Genomic DNA, 17,709 nt, shown 5'->3' with positions numbered 1-17,709 from the left:
CCTTAAGCGGTTTCCCAGGGAACCGGGCGCCCCATTCCCGACACATCGCTGCCCGCTCCGAGCACCCGACAGTGATTCCAGTAGTCATCTTCCGAGCCCTCAAGGCTGTCGAGATGCAGGCGGACGGATGGGATAGGCCAGCTGTGTTCCATTGCAGCCAGCGCGATCAGCTGTTCGCAAACGTCTTCGTCCGGTGCATCCAATCCGGACAACAAGCGCTTGAACGCTTCATAGAACTCTTCCTCTGGATCGTTCAGGGCGGCAATTTCGTCCATTTCGATTGAAATGAACTCATACGGTGCGTCTTCAATCACCCGCTCGAGCATGTTCACGTACGGAGCAAGATCACCGATACCCTTAAGTGCCTGGACGACGCCTGTGCGGCGGCGCCGAAGGGTTTCGAGCACTTTCTGTTTGGGTGCCGAAGGTGCCTGTCCGATCACAACTTCGCCATCGACTTCGAAATCAGCCCGCTGGAAATCCTCGGGCGTGAAAAGCGCAGGCCACAGCAGCGGTATGCAGTAGACATCATTTGCCAGCGTCTGCAAGTCGGAATCGTAGTCGTCGGCAAAACTGGGATAGATGCCCGGCAAGGGGCTGCAGCACAGGTAGGAGCGATTGGACATGGATGGGCCCGCAAAAGCCCAGAGCATGGACATCGGTTGCCAGCAATACCATCAGATTGGTTGCAAATTGAGAAGTGAACGTGGCTGTCCGTTTCGACCTCGTTGGTCGCACTGTGCGCTTGGCTGACCGGCCCGGTGCGCCGAACAGGTATCATCCCTGTTCCGCGTACTTCACAGGATGTGAACGAAACGCGGAAACCTCCTCCCCCCAGGACCCCTTGCACGCATGCGCATCCTGCTTGCCCGCCACGGCGAAACGCCGTGGAACGCCGAAGGCCGCTACCAGGGCCAGATCGATATTCCGCTTTCGCCGATCGGTGAAGCCCAGGCCCAGGCACTGGGTGCCCGCCTGGCCTCGGTGGACATCACCCGTGCCGTTGCCTCGCCGCTGTCGCGCGCGCAGCGCACCGCGCAGCTGGCGCTTGGCGCCGCCCGCGCCGACATGCTGCTGACCGAGCCCGAGCTGCAGGAAATCGCCCACGGTGAATGGGAAGGGTTGCTGGCGAGCGAGATCCACGAGAAGGATCCGTCGCGCCTGCAGGCCTGGCGCGAGGAGCCGGATACGGTGTTGATGCCCGGCGGCGAATCGCTGCGCCTGGTGCTGGAGCGCAGCTGGCGTGGGCTGGCGCGTGCCACCGAAGGCCTCGGCGAGCACGACACTCTGCTGGTGGTTGCGCACGATGCGGTCAACCGCGTGATCCTGTGCAAGGTGCTGGGCCTGCCGCTTTCCCGCCTGTGGACCTTCCGCCAGGCACCGACCACGCTCAACCTGCTCGAAGGCGCCGACCTGGACAGCCTGGAAGTGGTGCGCCTGAACGACTGCGCCCACCAGACGCCGTTCTTCGGCGAAGCCAAGCACCGCGCCCTCTGATCCATCCCCCGCATCAACTGCTTCTGCTGGAACCGCTGCCGTGACGAACACCCCGACCACCCTGGCCGACTGGCTGGACTACATTGAACGCCAGCACCCGGCGAGCATCGACATGGGCCTGGAGCGCGTGCGCGCCGTGGCCGCAGCGATGGGCCTGGGCGCGCCGGCCAAGCGCACCATCGTGGTCGGTGGCACCAACGGCAAGGGCTCAACCGTGGCTTTCATCGAAGCCATTGCACGCGCCGCCGGCTGGAAGGTCGGTGCCTACACCTCGCCGCACCTGCTGCGCTACAACGAGCGCGTGCGCATCGACGGCCAGGACGTGGACGATGCCGCGCTGGTCGCCGCGTTCAATACCATCGAAGCCGTGCGTGGCGAGATCACGCTGACCTATTTCGAGTACGGCACGCTGGCCGCGCTGCAGCTGTTCGCCGACGCCGGGCTGGACCTGGCGGTACTGGAAGTGGGCCTGGGCGGCCGCCTCGATGCGGTCAACATCGTCGATGCTGACGTGGCGGTGATCACGACCGTGGACATCGACCATGCCGAGTGGCTGGGCGAGGATCGCGAGGCGATCGGGACCGAGAAGGCCGGCATCATCCGCGGCTGGAAGCCGGTGATCCTGGGCGAGACCGATCCGCCGTCGAGCGTGCTGCGCCGTGCCTACCTGGTTGGCGCCAATGCGATCCGTGGTGGCAGCGACTATTTCTACGAGCCGATCGATGCGCAGCGTTGGCGCTGGCGCGATGTCGGCCTGCGCATGGAACTGCCGACCCCGGCGCTGGCCGGCCCGATCCAGCTGGCCAATGCGGGTGCCGCCATCGCCGCGCTGCGCGCGCTGGACAAGCCGGTGCCGCGTGCGGCGTGGGCCGCCGGTGTCGCAGCGGCACGCATTTCCGGCCGGCTGCAGGCATTCGAGCGCGATGGCGTGCAAATCCGCGTCGACGTCGGCCACAACCCGCAGGCGGCGGGCCAGCTGGCGCGTGCGCTGAAGGCCGAGGTCTCTGCCGGGCGCACCCTGGCGGTGTACGCCGCGCTGCAGGACAAGGACGCAGCGGGGGTGGTGCAGGCGCTGGAGGACGTAGTGGGCGAGTGGACCCTGGCCGGGCTGGAAGGCCCGCGCGGGCAGAGCGCCGCCCAGCTGCAGGCACGCCTGGCCGGCACCGCCGCCGCCACGGCGCTGCTGGCTGACAGCGTCGAACAGGCACTGGCGCAGGTGCTGGCCCAGGCCGAGCGCGGTGACCGCGTGCTGGTGTTCGGCTCCTTCCATACCGCTGCCGCCGCCCTGCAATGGCTGCAGGGCGATGCCTGATACGCGTTCAGCCAACGCCGACGCCGTCCGGTCCGGCACCCGTATAATCGATGCCAATCTCCGGACAGTTGCCTGCCTCACGTGGATACGCCTCTGAAACAGCGTCTGATTGGTGCCATCGTGCTGGTGGCACTGGCCGTGATTTTCCTGCCGATGCTGGTCAAGGGACCCGCACCGGACAGCGGCGTGGCCAATGTGCCGATCGCCGCGCCGGATGCACCGGCCGATGGCCAGTTCGAAACCCGTGAGCTGCCCCTGGTCGCCCCGGCCGGTGGCGCCACCGGCCTGCAGACCGGGCAGGCCAAGCCGCTGCAGGACGCCGCCACGCCGGCCACTCCGCCGACCGTGGATACCTCGCCGACGGTCGCCGCCGGCAACTATGCGGTTACCTTCGGTGCCTACGGCAGCAAGGCCGACGCCGATGCGGTGATCGCCTACCTGCAGCGCTCGCAGCTGCCGGGCTTCGCCGAAACGGCGACCATCAACGGCCGCCAGGCATGGCGCGTGCGCGTGGGGCCGTACGCCGACCGTGCACAGGCCGAGGCCGCCCGCCTGCAGGCGGTGAAGATCCGTGCCGATGTGAAGGCCGAAGTGATCACCCTGGATGCCGCAGCGGACAGCAGCGCCCCGGTGGCAGCCACCCCGGCACCGGCTACGCCGAGCGCCAGTACCCCATCCGCCGCCACCGCGCCGTCGGCCAGCAGCAACCCGGTGCGCAGTGAAAACCTGCCGCCGAGTACGCCGACTGCAACGACCACTCCGGCGGCCAAGCCCGAGCCGCCGAAGCCGGCGCCGAAGCCCGAAACCCCGAAGCCCGAGCCGAAGCCGGAGGCCACCGCCAGCAACCCGGCAACGGCCCCGGCCACGCCGGCAGCACCGGCCGCCAGCGGCGTCGGCTTTGCCGTGCAGCTGGGCGCGTTCGGCCAGGCCAACGATGCCAACGCCCTGCGCGACAAGGTCCGCGCCGCCGGCTTCAGTGCTTTTGTCGAGCAGGTGCGCACCGAAAAGGGCACCCTGCATCGCGTCCGCGTCGGGCCGGTGGCCAACCGTGGCGATGCCGAGCAGCTGAAGGCGCAGGTTGCCGCCAAGGTCGGCGTGGCCGGCATGGTCCGACCGCACCCATGACCCACGCGCAGCCTCGTTGCCAGCGCCGCCGAAGGAGCGGGGCGCCATGATCGACGTGGTGCTGCTGATCGTGATCGCCGCCTCCACCCTGCTGGGGATGCTGCGCGGCTTCGTGGGAATCGTCATCGGCACCCTGTCGTGGCTGCTGGCCGCGTGGGCGGCCTTCGCCTTCGGCAATGACGCCGCCCATTGGTGGGCCGCCCCGGCGGCCCCCGGTGGCGAACACTTCGTCGGTGGCTACCTGGGGGTTGGCATCGGCGTGATGATCGTGGTTGCGGTGATCGGCATGGTCATCAAGGCTCTGGTCCACCGCAGCATGCTGACCAGCCTGGACCGCCTGCTGGGCGGGGTGCTGGGCGCCGTGCGGGGCGGCCTGATCGCCGCGATCCTGCTGCTGCTGGGCAGTTTCACCCCGCTGACTGCCGAGCCCTCCTGGCAGCGCTCTGCGGTGCGCCCGCTGCTGAACCCCACCGTTGCCTGGATGAACAGCAAGCTGCCGCACTGGGAGGTTCCCGGGGCCGATCTGCTGCCCAAGGCCTTGCCGACCGACGCGCTGTCCCCATCTGCATTGATGGAGTTGGGCAAGAACGCGGGCGCCGGGTTGGGAAAGCCGGGCGCGGCAGGCGATAATGGCATCCTCAACCAGGTAGTGGCAGGCAGCGGATGGCTGCGGCCTGCGAAAGCGGAACAGGGCGATTCCTACGATCCGGCCGAAGTGCGTCCGGACGCCCCAGCACTGCCGGACAGTATCGAGCCGGGCGATCCGGCCAATGTCGACCGCAGGCGCGGCGACCACCGCGGCCAGGTACGGCCACCTTCCTTGTAACTGGGCACAGCCCAGCGGAGACCTCGCACCATGTGTGGCATCGTCGGAATCGTCGGCAACCAGAACGTCGCCGGGCAGTTGTATGACGGCTTGACCGTCCTCCAGCACCGTGGCCAGGACGCGGCGGGCATCGCCACCGCCAACGGCAGCCGCCTGCGCGTGCAGAAGGCCACCGGCCTGGTCCGCGATGTGTTCGATGCCCGCACCATGTCCACCCTGGAAGGCAGCGTCGGCATCGCCCACGTGCGTTACCCGACTGCCGGTTCGGAAGGCATGGACGAGGCGCAGCCGTTCTACGTCAATTCGCCGTACGGCATCGCGCTGGCCCACAACGGCAACCTGATCAATACCGAGGCGCTGCGCCAGCAGGTGTTCGAACAGGACCGCCGCAACGTCAACACCGATTCGGACAGCGAAGTGCTGCTGAACGTGTTCGCCTACGAACTGGAACAGCAGCGCCAGCTCAGCCCGGAAGCGGCCATCCGCGCGGTGGCTGGCGTGCACCGCCGCTGCAAGGGTGGCTATGCAGTGGTCAGCGTGGTGCTGGGCCTGGGCCTGGTCGCCTTCCGCGACCCGCATGGCATCCGTCCGCTGGTGCTGGGCAAGCGCAGCCATGCCGAGGGCGACGAGTACATCGTGGCGTCCGAGTCGGCCGCGCTGGACGTGCTGGGCTTCCAGCGCGTGCGCGATGTGCAGCCAGGCGAAGCGCTGGTGATCACCGCGCGTGGCGAGCTGTTCTCGGAGATCTGCGCCGAGCCGGCCGAGCACACCCCGTGCATCTTCGAATACGTGTATTTCGCACGCCCGGATTCGATGATCGACAACGTGTCGGTGCACAAGGCGCGCATGCGCATGGGCATCAAGCTGGGCGAGAAGATCCTGCGCCTGCGCCCGGACCACGACATCGACACCATCATCCCGATCCCGGATACCTCGCGCGACGCTGCGCTTGAGATCTCCAACGTGCTCGGCGTGAAGTACCGCGAAGGCTTCATCAAGAACCGCTACATCGGCCGTACCTTCATCATGCCGGGGCAGGGCGAACGCGTGAAGTCGGTGCGTCGCAAGCTCAACCCGATCCACCTGGAGTTCCGCAACCGCGTGGTGCTGCTGGTGGACGATTCGATCGTGCGTGGCACCACCAGCCAGCAGATCGTGCAGATGGCCCGTGACGCGGGCGCGCGCAAGGTCTACCTGGCCAGCGCCGCGCCGCCGGTGCGCTACCCGAACATCTACGGCATCGACATGCCGGCGGCCGAGGAACTGGTCGCGCACAACCGCACCGTGGAAGAGATCGAAGCCCACCTGGGCTGCGACTGGCTGATCTACCAGGACCTGGAAGACATGGAAGCGGCAGTGAGCGAGGGCAATCCGGCGCTGCGCAACTTCGATTCGTCCTGCTTCAACGGCCACTACCCGACCGGCATTGAACCGGGCTACTTCGAGCGCATCCAGCAGCTGCGTTCGGACGACGCCAAGCACAAGCGCCGCGCCTGAGGTCCAGGCGTGGTTGACGTGCCCGACGTTGCTGGCGACCTGCTGCGCGCAGCGCAGCAGTGCCTGGCCGAAGCCGACCCGCTGCGCAAGGTGGCGCTGACCCAGGCCTACGCCGCTGCGTTCCGTGCCGGCCGCCTGAAGGTGGCTGCCGACGCGCCACCGCCAGAGCCGATCCGCATGCCGGGCCGGCCGGCGCAGCTGGTGCTGGTGCATCCGCGCGAAGTGCCGCGGCGCGGACTGGGCGGTGTGGAAGGACGGGCTGCCTTCATCCACGCCATCGCGCATATCGAACTCAACGCGATCGACCTGGCCTGGGACGCGGTGTACCGCTTCCGCGGCCTGCCGCCGGCGTTCCATGCCGACTGGGTCAGCTGTGCCGACGACGAATCGCGGCACTTCATGCTGCTGCGGGAGCGCCTGCAGGTGCATGGCCACGACTACGCCGACTTCCCCGCGCACAACGGCCTGTGGGAAATGTGCGAAAAGACCGCGCACGATGGCCTGGCACGCATGGCGCTGGTGCCGCGCGTGCTGGAAGCGCGCGGCCTGGACGTGACGCCCGGCATGATCGGGAAACTGCGCAATGTCGGCGATGGCGAGACCGCAGATGTGCTGGAAGTGATCCTGCGCGAGGAAGTGGCACATGTGGCTGCCGGTTCGCGCTGGTACCGCTGGTACTGCGACCGCGCCGGCGTCGAACCGCGTGCACGTTTCAATGAACTGCTGGTGGAGTACGCCGGCGGCTACCTGCACGGACCGTTCAACGTGGAAGCGCGCCTGCTGGCCGGTTTCGATGCGGATGAGCTCGCCAACCTGGTCGAACAGGCCGGTTGAAGAAAAGGGGACGGAGGGGATCAAGTCGTTTGTGGCACAAACGACTTGATCCCCTCCGTCCCCTTTTTTCAGGCGTTCGGCAATACCACGCGCTTGCCATCCACCGTCGGCCGGTTGATGTAGAACAGGCCGGGACCCGGCCGGTAGGGTAGTTCGCTGACGCCGGCATCGGCGGCGTAGGTCAGTGCGGTGTCGCCCAGTGCATCGAAGTTCCAGTGCGCCGACTGCATCAGGTAACGCCGGCGCAGCAGCGCCTCCTGTGTCTGCGTCAGCGGCTGTCCGGCCACCAGGCGCCGTGCGATCGGCTGCAGGGCGGACGGCAGCTCCCAGCCAGGAACCTCGGCGGCATTGGCGGTCCATTGCACGCCGGCGTCGATGGCCTGCTGCTGCATCACCTGCAGTGCGATCAGCTGGTAACGCCAGTCGATGCGCCGACGCAGCACCACCGCGGCGGTCACATACAGCACCGGTGACAACAGCACGCTGCGGCTGCCGGCGCGACGCTGCTGCTGCCACTGGTGCCAGACATCCACCCAGACCTCCTTCTCACCCACGCCCAGCTGCTGGCGCCAGCGTTCGGCATCGGCCTGCGTTTCAGCGTAGACCGTGGTGGCCCGCAGCAACGCCAGTGGAGGGACCTGGTAGTCGGCAACCGCGGGGCGGCGCAACTGTTGCCGGCGCGGGCGGCTGAGCAGCTTGGGACCTTCTTCCAGCTGGTTGTAGCCACCGCCGATATTCGCGTGTACGCCGGGTAGGGCGATCTCGGCAAACGGCGGTGCCACGCTGGTCAACGGATAGTGCTGGCGATGTTCATCGCGTGCAGTGAGCTGCACGACGCGACCGGCGATGCCGCTGTGCAGGGCCAGCTGCGGCCGCTCATCGGCGCGGCCGCCATTGACTGCGACAACGGTGTCGAACAGCCCGATGAAGCGCAGCACCGGCGTGGCCGGGGCGAAGTTCGCAGTGCAGGACAGGCCGGCGGCCTGCAGCAGCTGGCGCCAGCGCACGCTGTCCCAGCCCTGCAGTTGGTTGGCGATGTCACGTGCGGCAGCAGCACCGCGTGAATAACCGAACAGGTCCAGCTGCACGCCATGCAGCGGTCGCTGCCAGCGTGCGGATAGTCCCGACAGTGCGGCCGGCAGCAGCACCTGCAGCGCGCGCTGCACTTTCGCGCGAACGCCACTGGCACCGATGCCGAAGGCCAGCCCGATCAGATCGTCGTCGGCATCATCGCGGGTACCCACGCCTTCGACATAGATCGACAGCGAGGGAGCGGCCAGCGCATCACGGCGGCTGTCCGGATACAGCTGCTGCAGGCGCGCGATGTTGGTCAGGCCATTGTCGTAGCTGCTGGTCAGCCGGCTCTGGTAGGTCGAATCATCGTCCGCGCGCAGCTGCGCCGGTCGAGGCTGCGGAACCTGCGGACGGCCGCGCGCCAGGTTGTGTGCGTTGTTGCGGGTGCCGTCGAAGAACAGGCCGATCCGCAGCAAGCCGACATCTTCGTCCGTGTCCTTCGCTGGTGCCATGTGCATTCCCCGTCGTGGCCGCGTCACGGTAGCGCGAAAGCGGTGTATTGGCGAAGTGTAGTGACGCTTTTGACCTTACTTAACGCAGATGCGGTCGATCACAGTTCCTGATTTTCATTCCCATCTTCTATTGAATTCACACGACCCGCGCAGGCCATATGGCCAAACCCGGCAAACCCGGGCGTGCTGCATCAACGCTGTTCACATCATTCAAGGAGCGACGCAATGTTGTCCAGATCGATTGGCAAAGCGGCAGGTGGCCTGGTGTTGGGTTTGTCGGTGGCGGCAGCCGCGCATGCGGCACCGTTGTTCGAACCGGTGACGGTCATCAGCCGGGCATCGGCCAACAGCGAGCCTGCACTCGGCAAGCTGCTGGCCACCCCGTCCACGGCGACGGTGCAGGAAGTGCGTGTCGACGCGGCGGCTACGGCGCAGCCGCAGCTGGAATTCGAGCTGCTCGGCAAACGGGTGCAGGCGGTGCGCAGCAAGGTCGAGGCGCTGCCCGATGGTGGCAGCATCTGGTACGGCCAGTTCCGTTCGCCGTCCGACCGGTTGACCGCCGCCACCTCCAGCGGCCAGGACGATCCGGGCAATTCGTTGATCCTGGTACGTTCGGGCGACACCATCACCGGTTCGATCCGCAAGGACGGCAAGCTTTATCGCCTGCGTCCACTGGGTAACCGCCACGTGCTGGTCGAAGTCGACGAATCGAGGATGCCAGCCGATCATCCGGCTGACTACAACCAGCTGCCTAAGATCCCGATGGCCGACAACGACCACATCGGCACCGCGCAGGCCTCGTCCGGTAGCCCGGCCACCATCCGCGTGCTGGTGGTGGCGACCAATGCGGCGGTCACTGCCTATGGCGGCAACATGCAGTCGCTGGTGCAGCTGGCGGTGGCCGAGTCCAACCAGGGTTACGTCAACAGCAACGTTGGAATCACCATGCAGCTGGCCGGTTACGAGACCACCAGTTACACCGAGTCCGGCAGCTTCGATACCGATCTGGCGCGCTTCCGCGGCACCAGTGATGGCTACATGGACAGCATCCACACCAGCCGCAACACCACCGCGGCCGACGTCGGCGTGCTGCTCATCAACAACAGTGCCTACTGCGGCCTGGCCTCGGGCATCGGCTCGACCGCGTCGACCGCTTTCGCGGCGGTGTACTGGGATTGCGCGACCGGCTACTACTCCTTCGCACACGAGATCGGCCACCTGCAGAGCGCGCGGCATGATATCGCGACCGACTCGAGCACCTCGCCGTACGCCTATGGCCATGGCTATCGCTATGAACCGTCCACCGGCACCGGCTGGCGCACGATCATGGCCTACAACTGCACCCGCAGCTGCCCGCGCCTGAACTACTGGTCGAACCCGAACATCAGCTACAACGGCATCCCGATGGGCAATGCCAGTACCGCCGACAACCAGCGCGTGCTGGTCAATACCAAAGCGACCATCGCGGCCTTCCGCTGAGGCCAGGCGCCGACCAGGCGCGGCGTCTACCCGGGCACGTGCACCTGCCCGGGTAGATGCCAACCTTGGTTGGCACCTTCGGACCCATCATTCGCGCGCGAGCGTATCCAGCGACCAGCCGCCGGCATCCACGCGCAGCACCGATCCCTGCTCGTACCAGTCACCCAGCACGATGCGGGTGCAGGCACGGCCACCGGCCTGCAGCGAATGGATCGCCGGGCGGTGGGTGTGGCCATGGATCATCGTGTCCACGCCATGGCGCGCGAACGTGGCATCGACTTCGGACGGCGCCACGTCGGTGACGGTCTCGAACTGCGCGCGATCACCCTGCTTCATTTCCGACTGGCGGGCCTGGCTGGCTTCGCGCGCCTTCTGCGCGAACGCGATACGCGCTGCCAGCGGCTGTGACAGGAACTGTGCCTGGAACACCGGGTCACGCGTCTGTGCACGGAACTGCTGGTAGGGAATGTCATCGGTGCACAGCAGGTCACCGTGCTGCAGCAGCACCGGGCGACCGTAGAGGTCGATCATGCACGGGTCGGGCAGGATGCGCAGGCCGGCACGGCGCGCGTAGTCCTCGCCAAGCAGGAAGTCACGGTTGCCGCGGATGAAGTACACCGGCACGCCGCTGTCGGACAGCACCTTCAGTGCATCGGCCACCGCGTCGGCGGCGGGCGAGGGCGTGTCGTCACCGATCCAGGCTTCGAACAGGTCGCCGAGGATGTACAGCGCATCGGCGCCGGGCGCCTGCTCGCGCAGGAAGCGCAGGAACAGGTCGGTGATCTCCGGACGGCTGGGGTCCAGGTGCAGGTCGGAAATGAACAACGTGGTCATGCGGGCATTCTAGGGCATCAACGATGACGGTAGCGCCGCCGGCATCGTGGGGATCAGATCCCTCTCCGAAGGAAAACGGATCTGACCCCGGGGGCTACACCGGCAACGGCAACCAGGCCAGGCTGGCCGAGGCCAGCCCGATGGCGATGCCGGTGGCGGCCAGCACGTCGGACGGGTAGTGCAGGCCGAGTACCACCCGCGACAGCGCCACGCCCGCCGTGAACGGCACCAGCAGTGGCGCCAGCCACGGGTAATAGGCCAGCGCCACGATGGTGAACGACACCGCGTGCAGGGTATGCCCGGAGGGAAAGCTGAACTCGTCCAGCGGTGCCACCCAGGCACGGATGCGCAGGTCGGCGGCATACGGGCGCGGGCGCCGGGTCCAGCGCTTGAGGCCCTTGTACAGCAACAGCGCGGCCAGGCCGGTGGCGGCCATGTGCACCGATGCGCGCAGGCCATCGAAGCCATCAAGCAGCACCAGGGCGCCCATCAGCACATACCAGAACACGCCATCACCGAGCCGGCTGATGACCGCGAACAGGCGGCGCACACGGCGGCGGCGGCAGTAGTGGTTGGCCCGCCGGCACAGGCGCGCTTCGCGGTCGGCCAGCAGTTCAAGCCGCGTTGTGCGCATGGCCGGTCCTCCGCGACTGGGCCAGTTCGGCCAGCAGGGCGTCGAATTCCGCCACCACCTGCTGCGGATGCAGGCGCTTCATGGCGCGTGCGGCGTTGCTGCCCAGCACGTGGCGCTGCGCGTCATCCGCGGCCAGTTGCACGGCCGCGTCGATGAACTGCTCGTCGTTGTCCACTGCGGCGCCATTCTCGCCATTGCGCAGGTACTCGCGCGCCGCGCCGTAGTCGAAGGCCACCGTTGCCACGCCGCTGGCCATGCTTTCAAGGGTCACGTTGCCGAAGGTCTCGCTGCGGCTGGGGAACAGGAACAGATCGCCGCTGGCAAAATGACGTGCAAGCGCATCGCCACGCTGGACGCCGCAGAAAATGAAGTCGGGATTTTCATGCGCCAGCTTTTCGCGGGCCGGGCCATCGCCCACCCACACGAAGCGGGCCTTCGGACGGATCTGCTGCAACCGGCGGAAGGCCTTCACCGCCAGGCCGAGGTTCTTTTCCGCGGCGATGCGGCCGACGTAGATCGCCACCAGGCCGTTGCCGTCCACGCCCCACTCTTCGCGCAGGGCAGGGTCACGGCGGTTCGGATCGAACTGCTGGCTGTCGACCGCGCGCGCCAGCAGGCGCACGCGTTCGAAGCCCTGTTCGCCGAGGAACTGCTGCAGTTCGCGGGTAGGTACCAGGGTTGCATCGGCCTGGTTGTGGAAGCGGCGCATCCAGCGCATCGCGGCGGCCTGCAGCCAGGCCACGCCGTAGTCGGGCAGGTACTCGTCGAAGCGGGTGTGGAAGCCACTGGCCACCGGGATGCCGAGGCGCCGTGCGGTGCGCACCGCCGACCAGCCCAGTGGGCCTTCGGTGGCGACATAGACGGCATCCGGGCGTTGCTGCTGCCAATGGCGACCGAGCCGGATCGGTGCCGGCATGCCGAAGCGCAGGCCGGGGTAGCGCGGCAGGGCGGCGCCGGGAACCAACAGGGTGCCCGGTGCGGAGTCCAGCGCTTCGTTGGCCTGGCGGGGCCGGATCAGGTCGATCTCATGGCCGGAATTGCGCAGTCCCTGCTCCAACCCCTGCACGGTGAGGGCAACGCCGTTCACTTCCGGCGGATAGGTCTCGGTGACGATGGCATAGCGCATGGCGGGCCTCCGGGTTTCCGGCATGCTCGGGCCTGGCGATGTAGCCGATGTGACCGCTTTGCGACCGGCAGATGACGCGGCCGGAAGCGTACGCCATCACGGCCCCGAAGGGCCGTGGTGGGCACCGTGCGTGGTGCGTGGATCAGAAGCGCTGCTGGTATTTCATGTAGATGAAACGGCCGATGTCGAAGCCACCGTAGTAGGAGAAGTTGGCACTCGGCTGGCTGTACATGGCCGGGCCCTGGCGGCCAAAGACGTTGTTGGCGCCGATTGAAACGGTGGCGTCCCACGGCAGGCTGTAGCGCGCCTGCACGTCATGGAAGGTGACCGATCCACGACGGTTGTAGTCGCGCGTACCGCTGAACCACGGCGCGCGCTGGTCGGGGTGGGAACACTCGTTCGGATAATCCTCCGCACCCAGGCAGCGTTCCTTGACGGCGGAGAAGTAACGCAGGCCCCAGGTCAGGCCGAGGTTGCCATGCTCCCAGCCCAGCGACGCGTTGGAGCGCACGCGGAAGCCGATGCCGCCGTTGGTGGCAATGCCATTGCTGGGGATGGCCGGTACGCCGGCTTCGTTGGTGGTTTTCTCTTCGGCGTTGACCACATAGGTGGACTTCCAGTCAGCGCTCAACCTGCCCCAGCGGGTTTCGACCTTGTGGCCGATCTCCAGGTCGTAGCCTTCTGCCTGGCGGAAGCCGCTGTTGCGGTTGCCGAAGTTGAGTTTGTTGACGATGCCCAGCTCCGGGTCGCGGGTGAAGCTGCTGCAGCGCTCGGCAATACCCAGCTCGTAACAGTCGCGAAGGATGTCGTTGGGATGGTCGGAGACGATGGTGTTGTCGATGCGGATCTTCCACCAGTCCAGTGCGATGTGAAGCCCTTCGGCGAACGTCGGGCTCCAGACCAGGCCCAGAGTGCGGCTGGTCGAAGTTTCCGGCTGCAGGTCGGGATTGGAGCCGTTGGTGAAGGGCAGGGGAGTCTGCCCACTGCTGCCGGTGATGGGTTCATTGCCCTGGCCGAGCTGGCGGTAGGTGTCGGCGTTGGCGATGTCGGCAGCACAGCGCGCGCGGACCTCGGCACTGCTTGCGGCTGCGCCATGGACCGTATCGCAGGGATCGCGGAAGCCGGTGGTGAACGTCTCCGAGCCGCCGCCGTACAGGTTGGCGATGGTCGGCGCACGGAAGCCCTGTGCCCAGGTGCCGCGGACCAGCAGCTGATCGATCGGCTTCCAGGTGAAGCCGAACTTGCTGTTGAGGGTTCCGCCGAAGGTGGAGTAGTCCGAGTACCGCGTCGCCGCGCTGAGGGTCAGCTCCCGGGCACCGGCGAGGTCGCGCAGCACCGGCACGCTCAGTTCCAGGTAGGCCTCATCGACGCGGTAGCCGCCACCGGTGGGGCCTGCCGCCAGGTTGGTGGTGGCACCGGTCTGCGCAAGCGCATCGGGGATGAAGCGGCCGTCCTCGCGGCGGCTCTCGGCCCCCACGGCGAAGCCCAGCTCACCGGCGGGCAGGCTGGCAAGGCTGCCGCTGAGGTTGGCGAACAGGTTGCGGGTGGTGGTGCGGCCGCGGGTGAGTTCTTCCGGGAACAGCCAATCCTGGAGCTCCGTGTTGCCGGTCAGGCCATAGGGATCGTCCTGGCCATACGGAACCAGCGGGTTCCAGGGTTTGCAGCCTGCGATCGGCGCATCCGGCGTTCCGCATTCGACCTTGCCGGTTGCCGGGTTGTAGAACGAAGGACCGGTGGCATCGGCCACGCGCTGCTTGTGCAGGTTGCCAGTGGCACGTTGGGTCAGCTCACTGCGGTTGTACTGGTAACCCGCTTCCCAGTCGAAGTCGCGACCGCCGAATTCGAAGTTGCCCTCGAGTGCCGCGACGGCCTGCCAAGTGGTCAGATCGCTGGTGCTGACGCGAGGAATCTCCCAGGTACGACGGTTCCAGTGCACATCGCTGGGCGTGTCGTAGCCGTGATGGCTGCCGAACGGATTGAACCAGCTGTCGGCCGACATCGGGGTGATGCCGGCTGGGACGGACTGGAAGGGATAGCCGGCAATCTGGCGCGTGGTGGTGCGCCGGTTGTAGGCCAGCTGGGTGTTGAAACGGACCTGGTCGTTCAACTCCACGCGCGCATCGACGAAGATCGAATCGCGCTTGATCGGCGTCTGCAGATGCATCTGCTCGTTGCTGTTGCTGACATCGCCGGTGAACGGTGTGTTGTCGCTGAGGTGGAAGCTGTCCGGCCCGCCCGGCTGGCTGCCACGGTCGAGCGAATAGCTGCAGCCCCGGCTGTTGCTGCAGCCGGGGCCCTTGAAGCCGGTGATGCGACCCCACTGGCCGACCGTGGTCCAGCCGTCATCCGCGTGGCCGTCGGTATAGGTATAGGCACTGAAGCCGCGGTCCCTGGCCCAGACGCCCTTTTCTTCGACATGCTCGGCAGCAACGCTGATGGAAGCACGGTCATTGGACCAGCCGGCAACCACGTCGTACTGGGTACGGGCACCGTCGCCTTCACTGTATTGGCCGTGATAGACGTTGGCGGTTACACCCTGAATGTTGCGCCGGGTGATGATGTTCACCACGCCGGCCATCGCGTCGGACCCGTAGATGGCCGAGGCACCGTCCTTGAGCACTTCCATGCGTTCCACCGCAGCGGCAGGAATGCTGGAGATGTCCTGAAAACCCGAAGTGGTCATGCCCAGCCGCTTGCCGTTGACCAGCACCAGGGTGCGCTGCGCACCGAGGCCACGCATGTTCACGTAGCTGCCGCCGGCGGCTTCGCCGGCGCTCAACGGGCTGGCGCGGCTCAATGCCGGGCTGCCGGTCGCGGTCAGGTTCTGCAGGATGTCGGCAACGGAGTTGAAGCCCTGTCGCTCGATGTCGGCGCGGCTGACGGTCAGCACCGGCTGTGCGGTTTCCAGGTCGACCTGGCGGATGCGTGAGCCGGTGATTTCGATGCGGTCCAGCGTGGTGGCTTCCGGTGCCTGCTGCGCGAGCGCTGGAACGGCCAGGGTTGTGGTCGCCGTGATTGCAAGCGCACGACGGATCGCCAGCCCCAGTGCGGGAATACGGATGGTCATGGGTGTCTCTCTCTCAGTCTTCGAAGTCTTCGGTGCGCAGCCAAGCGGGCCGCGCCAACGCCACCGCAGGCGGTGGTTGTTCGAACCTAGTGAAGGAGGAGAGGGAGAGGTATGGGGAAAGGACGAAATCGCCATGGAGCGGCATGACGCTTCCGCACAAACCGGAAGTGAATCAATCGATTGATCTGATCGACGGCGGAGCGATGGACGATGCACCCTCGCCCCGACTCTGGACCGAAAGCGTCATGGCAATTGCAGGCAGCGACAACCTGCGCGGAAACAGAAAAGACCACGGCTCCGAAGGGCCGTGGTCGTAGAGCTTCAACAGCTTGTCGAACACGCGCGGAAGAGGCCTATGGCGACGCGTCATGACGTGCCGCCCTGGCCGTAGGGATCAGGCCACGAATGGCCGGAACTGGATGCCCAGCCCGGCGATGCCGTCGGTCTCGCCGATCAGGTCGGCGCGGAGCAGCGGGCGCGCATCGATGAAGGCCTGCGGCACGATCAGCGACAGGCGGTTGTCGTCCGCGGTCAATTCCAATGCCGGCAGCGGATCGTCCTCGTGGGCGCGGTTGAGCAGTACCGCCAGGCGCAGCAGGGCGGCCAACCGGCGTGCGGTCAGCAGCAGGCGCTCGGGCAGGGCGTCGAACGCGGTCTTGGTCACGCTGCGGCGATGGCTGCGTACCAGTGCGGCCAGCATCTGCTGCTCCTGCCGCGAGAAGCCGGCGATGTCCGAGTGTTCCAGCACGTAGCTGCCATGCACGTGGTAGCCGCTGTGGGCAATCATCAGGCCCAGCTCGTGCAGGCGCGCGGCCCAGCCGAGCATGCGTGCGTCGTCGGCATCGAGTTTCCAGCGCTCCTGCACCTGCTCCAGCAGCGACAGCGCGGTGTCCTGCACGCGGTCGGCCTGTACCGTATCGATGCCGTAGCGCTGGCTGAGCGCGGCCACCGATTCGTCGCGCAGGTCGTTCTCACCGGCACGGCCGACGATGTCGTACAGGATGCCTTCGCGCATCGCCGCCTTGCTGACCAGCAGCTTCTGCAGGCCCAGGGCCTGGAAGGCGGCCTCCAGCACCAGGATGCCGCCGGCGATGATCGGGCGGCGGTCGCTGGACAGGCCCGGCAACTGGATGTCGTCGATCTTCTTGGCCTTCAGCAGCTCGTCGCGCAGCTGGGGCAGGGCCTCGGCGGTGATCGCGCCCTTGCTCAGCTTCATCGTCGCGCAGATCTCGCTGATTGCCTTGTGCGTGCCCGAAGATCCGAGCGCTTCCTGCCAGCCCAGTGCGCGGTACTTGCTGGCGAAGGGCTGGAACTCGCGGCCGATCTCGGCCAGCGCGTCCTTCCAGCGCTTCTTGCTCAGCTTGCCGCCGGGGAAGAAGCGGCGGGTGCTGGCGATGCAGCCGGCCTGCAGGCTTTCACGCTCCAGGGTCTGCATGCCCATGCCGATGATGAATTCGGTGGAGCCGCCGCCGATGTCGATGACCAGCCGGCGCTGGCCGGGCTTGGGCGGTTGCGCGTGGGCCACGCCGAGGTAGATCAGGCGCGCTTCTTCGCGGCCACTGACCACTTCGATGGCATGCCCCAGCGCGGTTTCGGCCGGGACCAGGAACGACTGCGGCGAGCGCAGCTGGCGTACGGTGTTGGTGGCCAGCGCGCGTACCCGGTGCGGCGGCACATTGCGGATGCGCTGGCCGAAGCGGGCCAGGCATTCCAGCGCGCGCTGCCGTGCGGCGGAAGAGAGCCCACCTTTGCCATCCAGGCCATCGGCCATGCGCACGGTCTCGCGCAGCCGGTCGATCACCCGCAGCTGGCCGAGCGTGTAGCGCGCGATGACCATGTGGAAACTATTGGAGCCAAGGTCGATGGCGGCCAGCAGGTCGCCATCCTGCAATGCGGGCGGAGTCGTGGTGGTATGCGGCATGGGCGAATGTTAGCCGAAGGGGCGGTGTGCT

General features: G+C 66.9%; 15 protein-coding genes. 8 read left to right on the top strand and 7 right to left on the bottom strand.

The window, feature by feature from the left end; genetic code table 11:
* Positions 1–2 precede the first annotated feature (2 nt).
* Positions 3–626, bottom strand: coding sequence for a hypothetical protein (locus JLDANKMP_RS04865; RefSeq protein ID WP_212560642.1), 624 nt, complete (start codon positions 624–626; stop codon positions 3–5).
* A gap of 226 nt (positions 627–852) precedes the next feature.
* Here JLDANKMP_RS04865 and JLDANKMP_RS04860 point away from each other — a divergent pair, with 226 nt between their 5' ends.
* The 6 genes from JLDANKMP_RS04860 to JLDANKMP_RS04835 all read left to right on the top strand — a co-directional run bounded on the left by JLDANKMP_RS04860 (position 853) and on the right by JLDANKMP_RS04835 (position 7,091).
* A complete protein-coding gene (locus JLDANKMP_RS04860; RefSeq protein WP_212560641.1) occupies positions 853–1,497 on the top strand; it encodes a histidine phosphatase family protein in 645 nt (214 codons plus the stop codon).
* Between the two features lie 40 nt (positions 1,498–1,537).
* On the top strand, positions 1,538–2,809 hold the full coding sequence (gene folC, locus JLDANKMP_RS04855) for a bifunctional tetrahydrofolate synthase/dihydrofolate synthase (RefSeq protein ID WP_059033280.1): 1,272 nt from the start codon (positions 1,538–1,540) through the stop codon (positions 2,807–2,809).
* Between the two features lie 81 nt (positions 2,810–2,890).
* Positions 2,891–3,934, top strand: a complete 1,044-nt coding sequence (locus JLDANKMP_RS04850) for an SPOR domain-containing protein (RefSeq protein ID WP_212560640.1) — start codon at positions 2,891–2,893, stop codon at positions 3,932–3,934.
* A 46-nt stretch (positions 3,935–3,980) separates the two neighbouring features.
* The gene (locus JLDANKMP_RS04845; RefSeq protein ID WP_012479253.1) at positions 3,981–4,760 is read left to right on the top strand and encodes a CvpA family protein; all 780 of its coding nucleotides are present in this window, start codon (positions 3,981–3,983) and stop codon (positions 4,758–4,760) included.
* Positions 4,761–4,790: 30 nt separating this feature from the next.
* Positions 4,791–6,257 carry an amidophosphoribosyltransferase gene (gene purF, locus JLDANKMP_RS04840; protein ID WP_005408246.1) on the top strand — a complete coding sequence of 489 codons (1,467 nt, stop codon included), beginning with the start codon at positions 4,791–4,793 and terminating at the stop codon, positions 6,255–6,257.
* 9 nt (positions 6,258–6,266) lie between these two features.
* Complete coding sequence (locus JLDANKMP_RS04835) at positions 6,267–7,091, top strand: ferritin-like domain-containing protein (protein ID WP_212560639.1); 825 nt, start codon at positions 6,267–6,269, stop codon at positions 7,089–7,091.
* A 68-nt stretch (positions 7,092–7,159) separates the two neighbouring features.
* Here the strand turns inward: JLDANKMP_RS04835 and JLDANKMP_RS04830 are convergent, their stop codons facing one another.
* Entirely contained in the window at positions 7,160–8,617 is a 1,458-nt protein-coding gene (locus JLDANKMP_RS04830) for a DUF2235 domain-containing protein (protein WP_212560638.1), read from the bottom strand.
* A gap of 225 nt (positions 8,618–8,842) precedes the next feature.
* On the opposite strand from JLDANKMP_RS04830, the gene JLDANKMP_RS04825 reads away from it, so the two are divergent.
* Positions 8,843–10,096, top strand: a complete 1,254-nt coding sequence (locus tag JLDANKMP_RS04825) for a zinc-dependent metalloprotease (RefSeq protein WP_212560637.1) — start codon at positions 8,843–8,845, stop codon at positions 10,094–10,096.
* A gap of 87 nt (positions 10,097–10,183) precedes the next feature.
* On the opposite strand, the gene lpxH is transcribed toward JLDANKMP_RS04825, so the two are convergent.
* The 4 genes from lpxH to JLDANKMP_RS04805 all read right to left on the bottom strand — a co-directional run bounded on the left by lpxH (position 10,184) and on the right by JLDANKMP_RS04805 (position 15,757).
* Positions 10,184–10,930, bottom strand: coding sequence for a UDP-2,3-diacylglucosamine diphosphatase (lpxH, locus tag JLDANKMP_RS04820; RefSeq protein ID WP_005408250.1), 747 nt, complete (start codon positions 10,928–10,930; stop codon positions 10,184–10,186).
* A gap of 94 nt (positions 10,931–11,024) precedes the next feature.
* Positions 11,025–11,564 (bottom strand): phosphatase PAP2 family protein, encoded by a 540-nt coding sequence (locus JLDANKMP_RS04815; protein WP_005408251.1) that lies wholly within the window; start codon positions 11,562–11,564, stop codon positions 11,025–11,027.
* Complete coding sequence (locus tag JLDANKMP_RS04810) at positions 11,545–12,690, bottom strand: glycosyltransferase family 1 protein (RefSeq protein WP_005408252.1); 1,146 nt, start codon at positions 12,688–12,690, stop codon at positions 11,545–11,547. The genes JLDANKMP_RS04815 and JLDANKMP_RS04810 overlap by 20 nt, the downstream gene beginning before the upstream one ends.
* A gap of 142 nt (positions 12,691–12,832) precedes the next feature.
* Positions 12,833–15,757 carry a TonB-dependent receptor gene (locus tag JLDANKMP_RS04805; RefSeq protein WP_212560636.1) on the bottom strand — a complete coding sequence of 975 codons (2,925 nt, stop codon included), beginning with the start codon at positions 15,755–15,757 and terminating at the stop codon, positions 12,833–12,835.
* Positions 15,758–15,900: 143 nt separating this feature from the next.
* Here JLDANKMP_RS04805 and JLDANKMP_RS04800 point away from each other — a divergent pair, with 143 nt between their 5' ends.
* Positions 15,901–16,074: a hypothetical protein gene (locus tag JLDANKMP_RS04800; protein WP_154213985.1), complete on the top strand. Its 174-nt coding sequence runs from the start codon at positions 15,901–15,903 to the stop codon at positions 16,072–16,074.
* A gap of 77 nt (positions 16,075–16,151) precedes the next feature.
* On the opposite strand, the gene ppx is transcribed toward JLDANKMP_RS04800, so the two are convergent.
* Positions 16,152–17,678 (bottom strand): exopolyphosphatase, encoded by a 1,527-nt coding sequence (ppx, locus tag JLDANKMP_RS04795; RefSeq protein WP_005408255.1) that lies wholly within the window; start codon positions 17,676–17,678, stop codon positions 16,152–16,154.
* Between the last annotated feature and the right edge of the window lie 31 nt (positions 17,679–17,709).

This window comes from Stenotrophomonas sp. PE591, from assembly GCF_018320795.1.
In the GTDB taxonomy this organism is placed as follows: Bacteria; Pseudomonadota; Gammaproteobacteria; order Xanthomonadales; family Xanthomonadaceae; genus Stenotrophomonas; species Stenotrophomonas maltophilia.
This window is presented reverse-complemented; position numbering and strand designations above follow the sequence as displayed.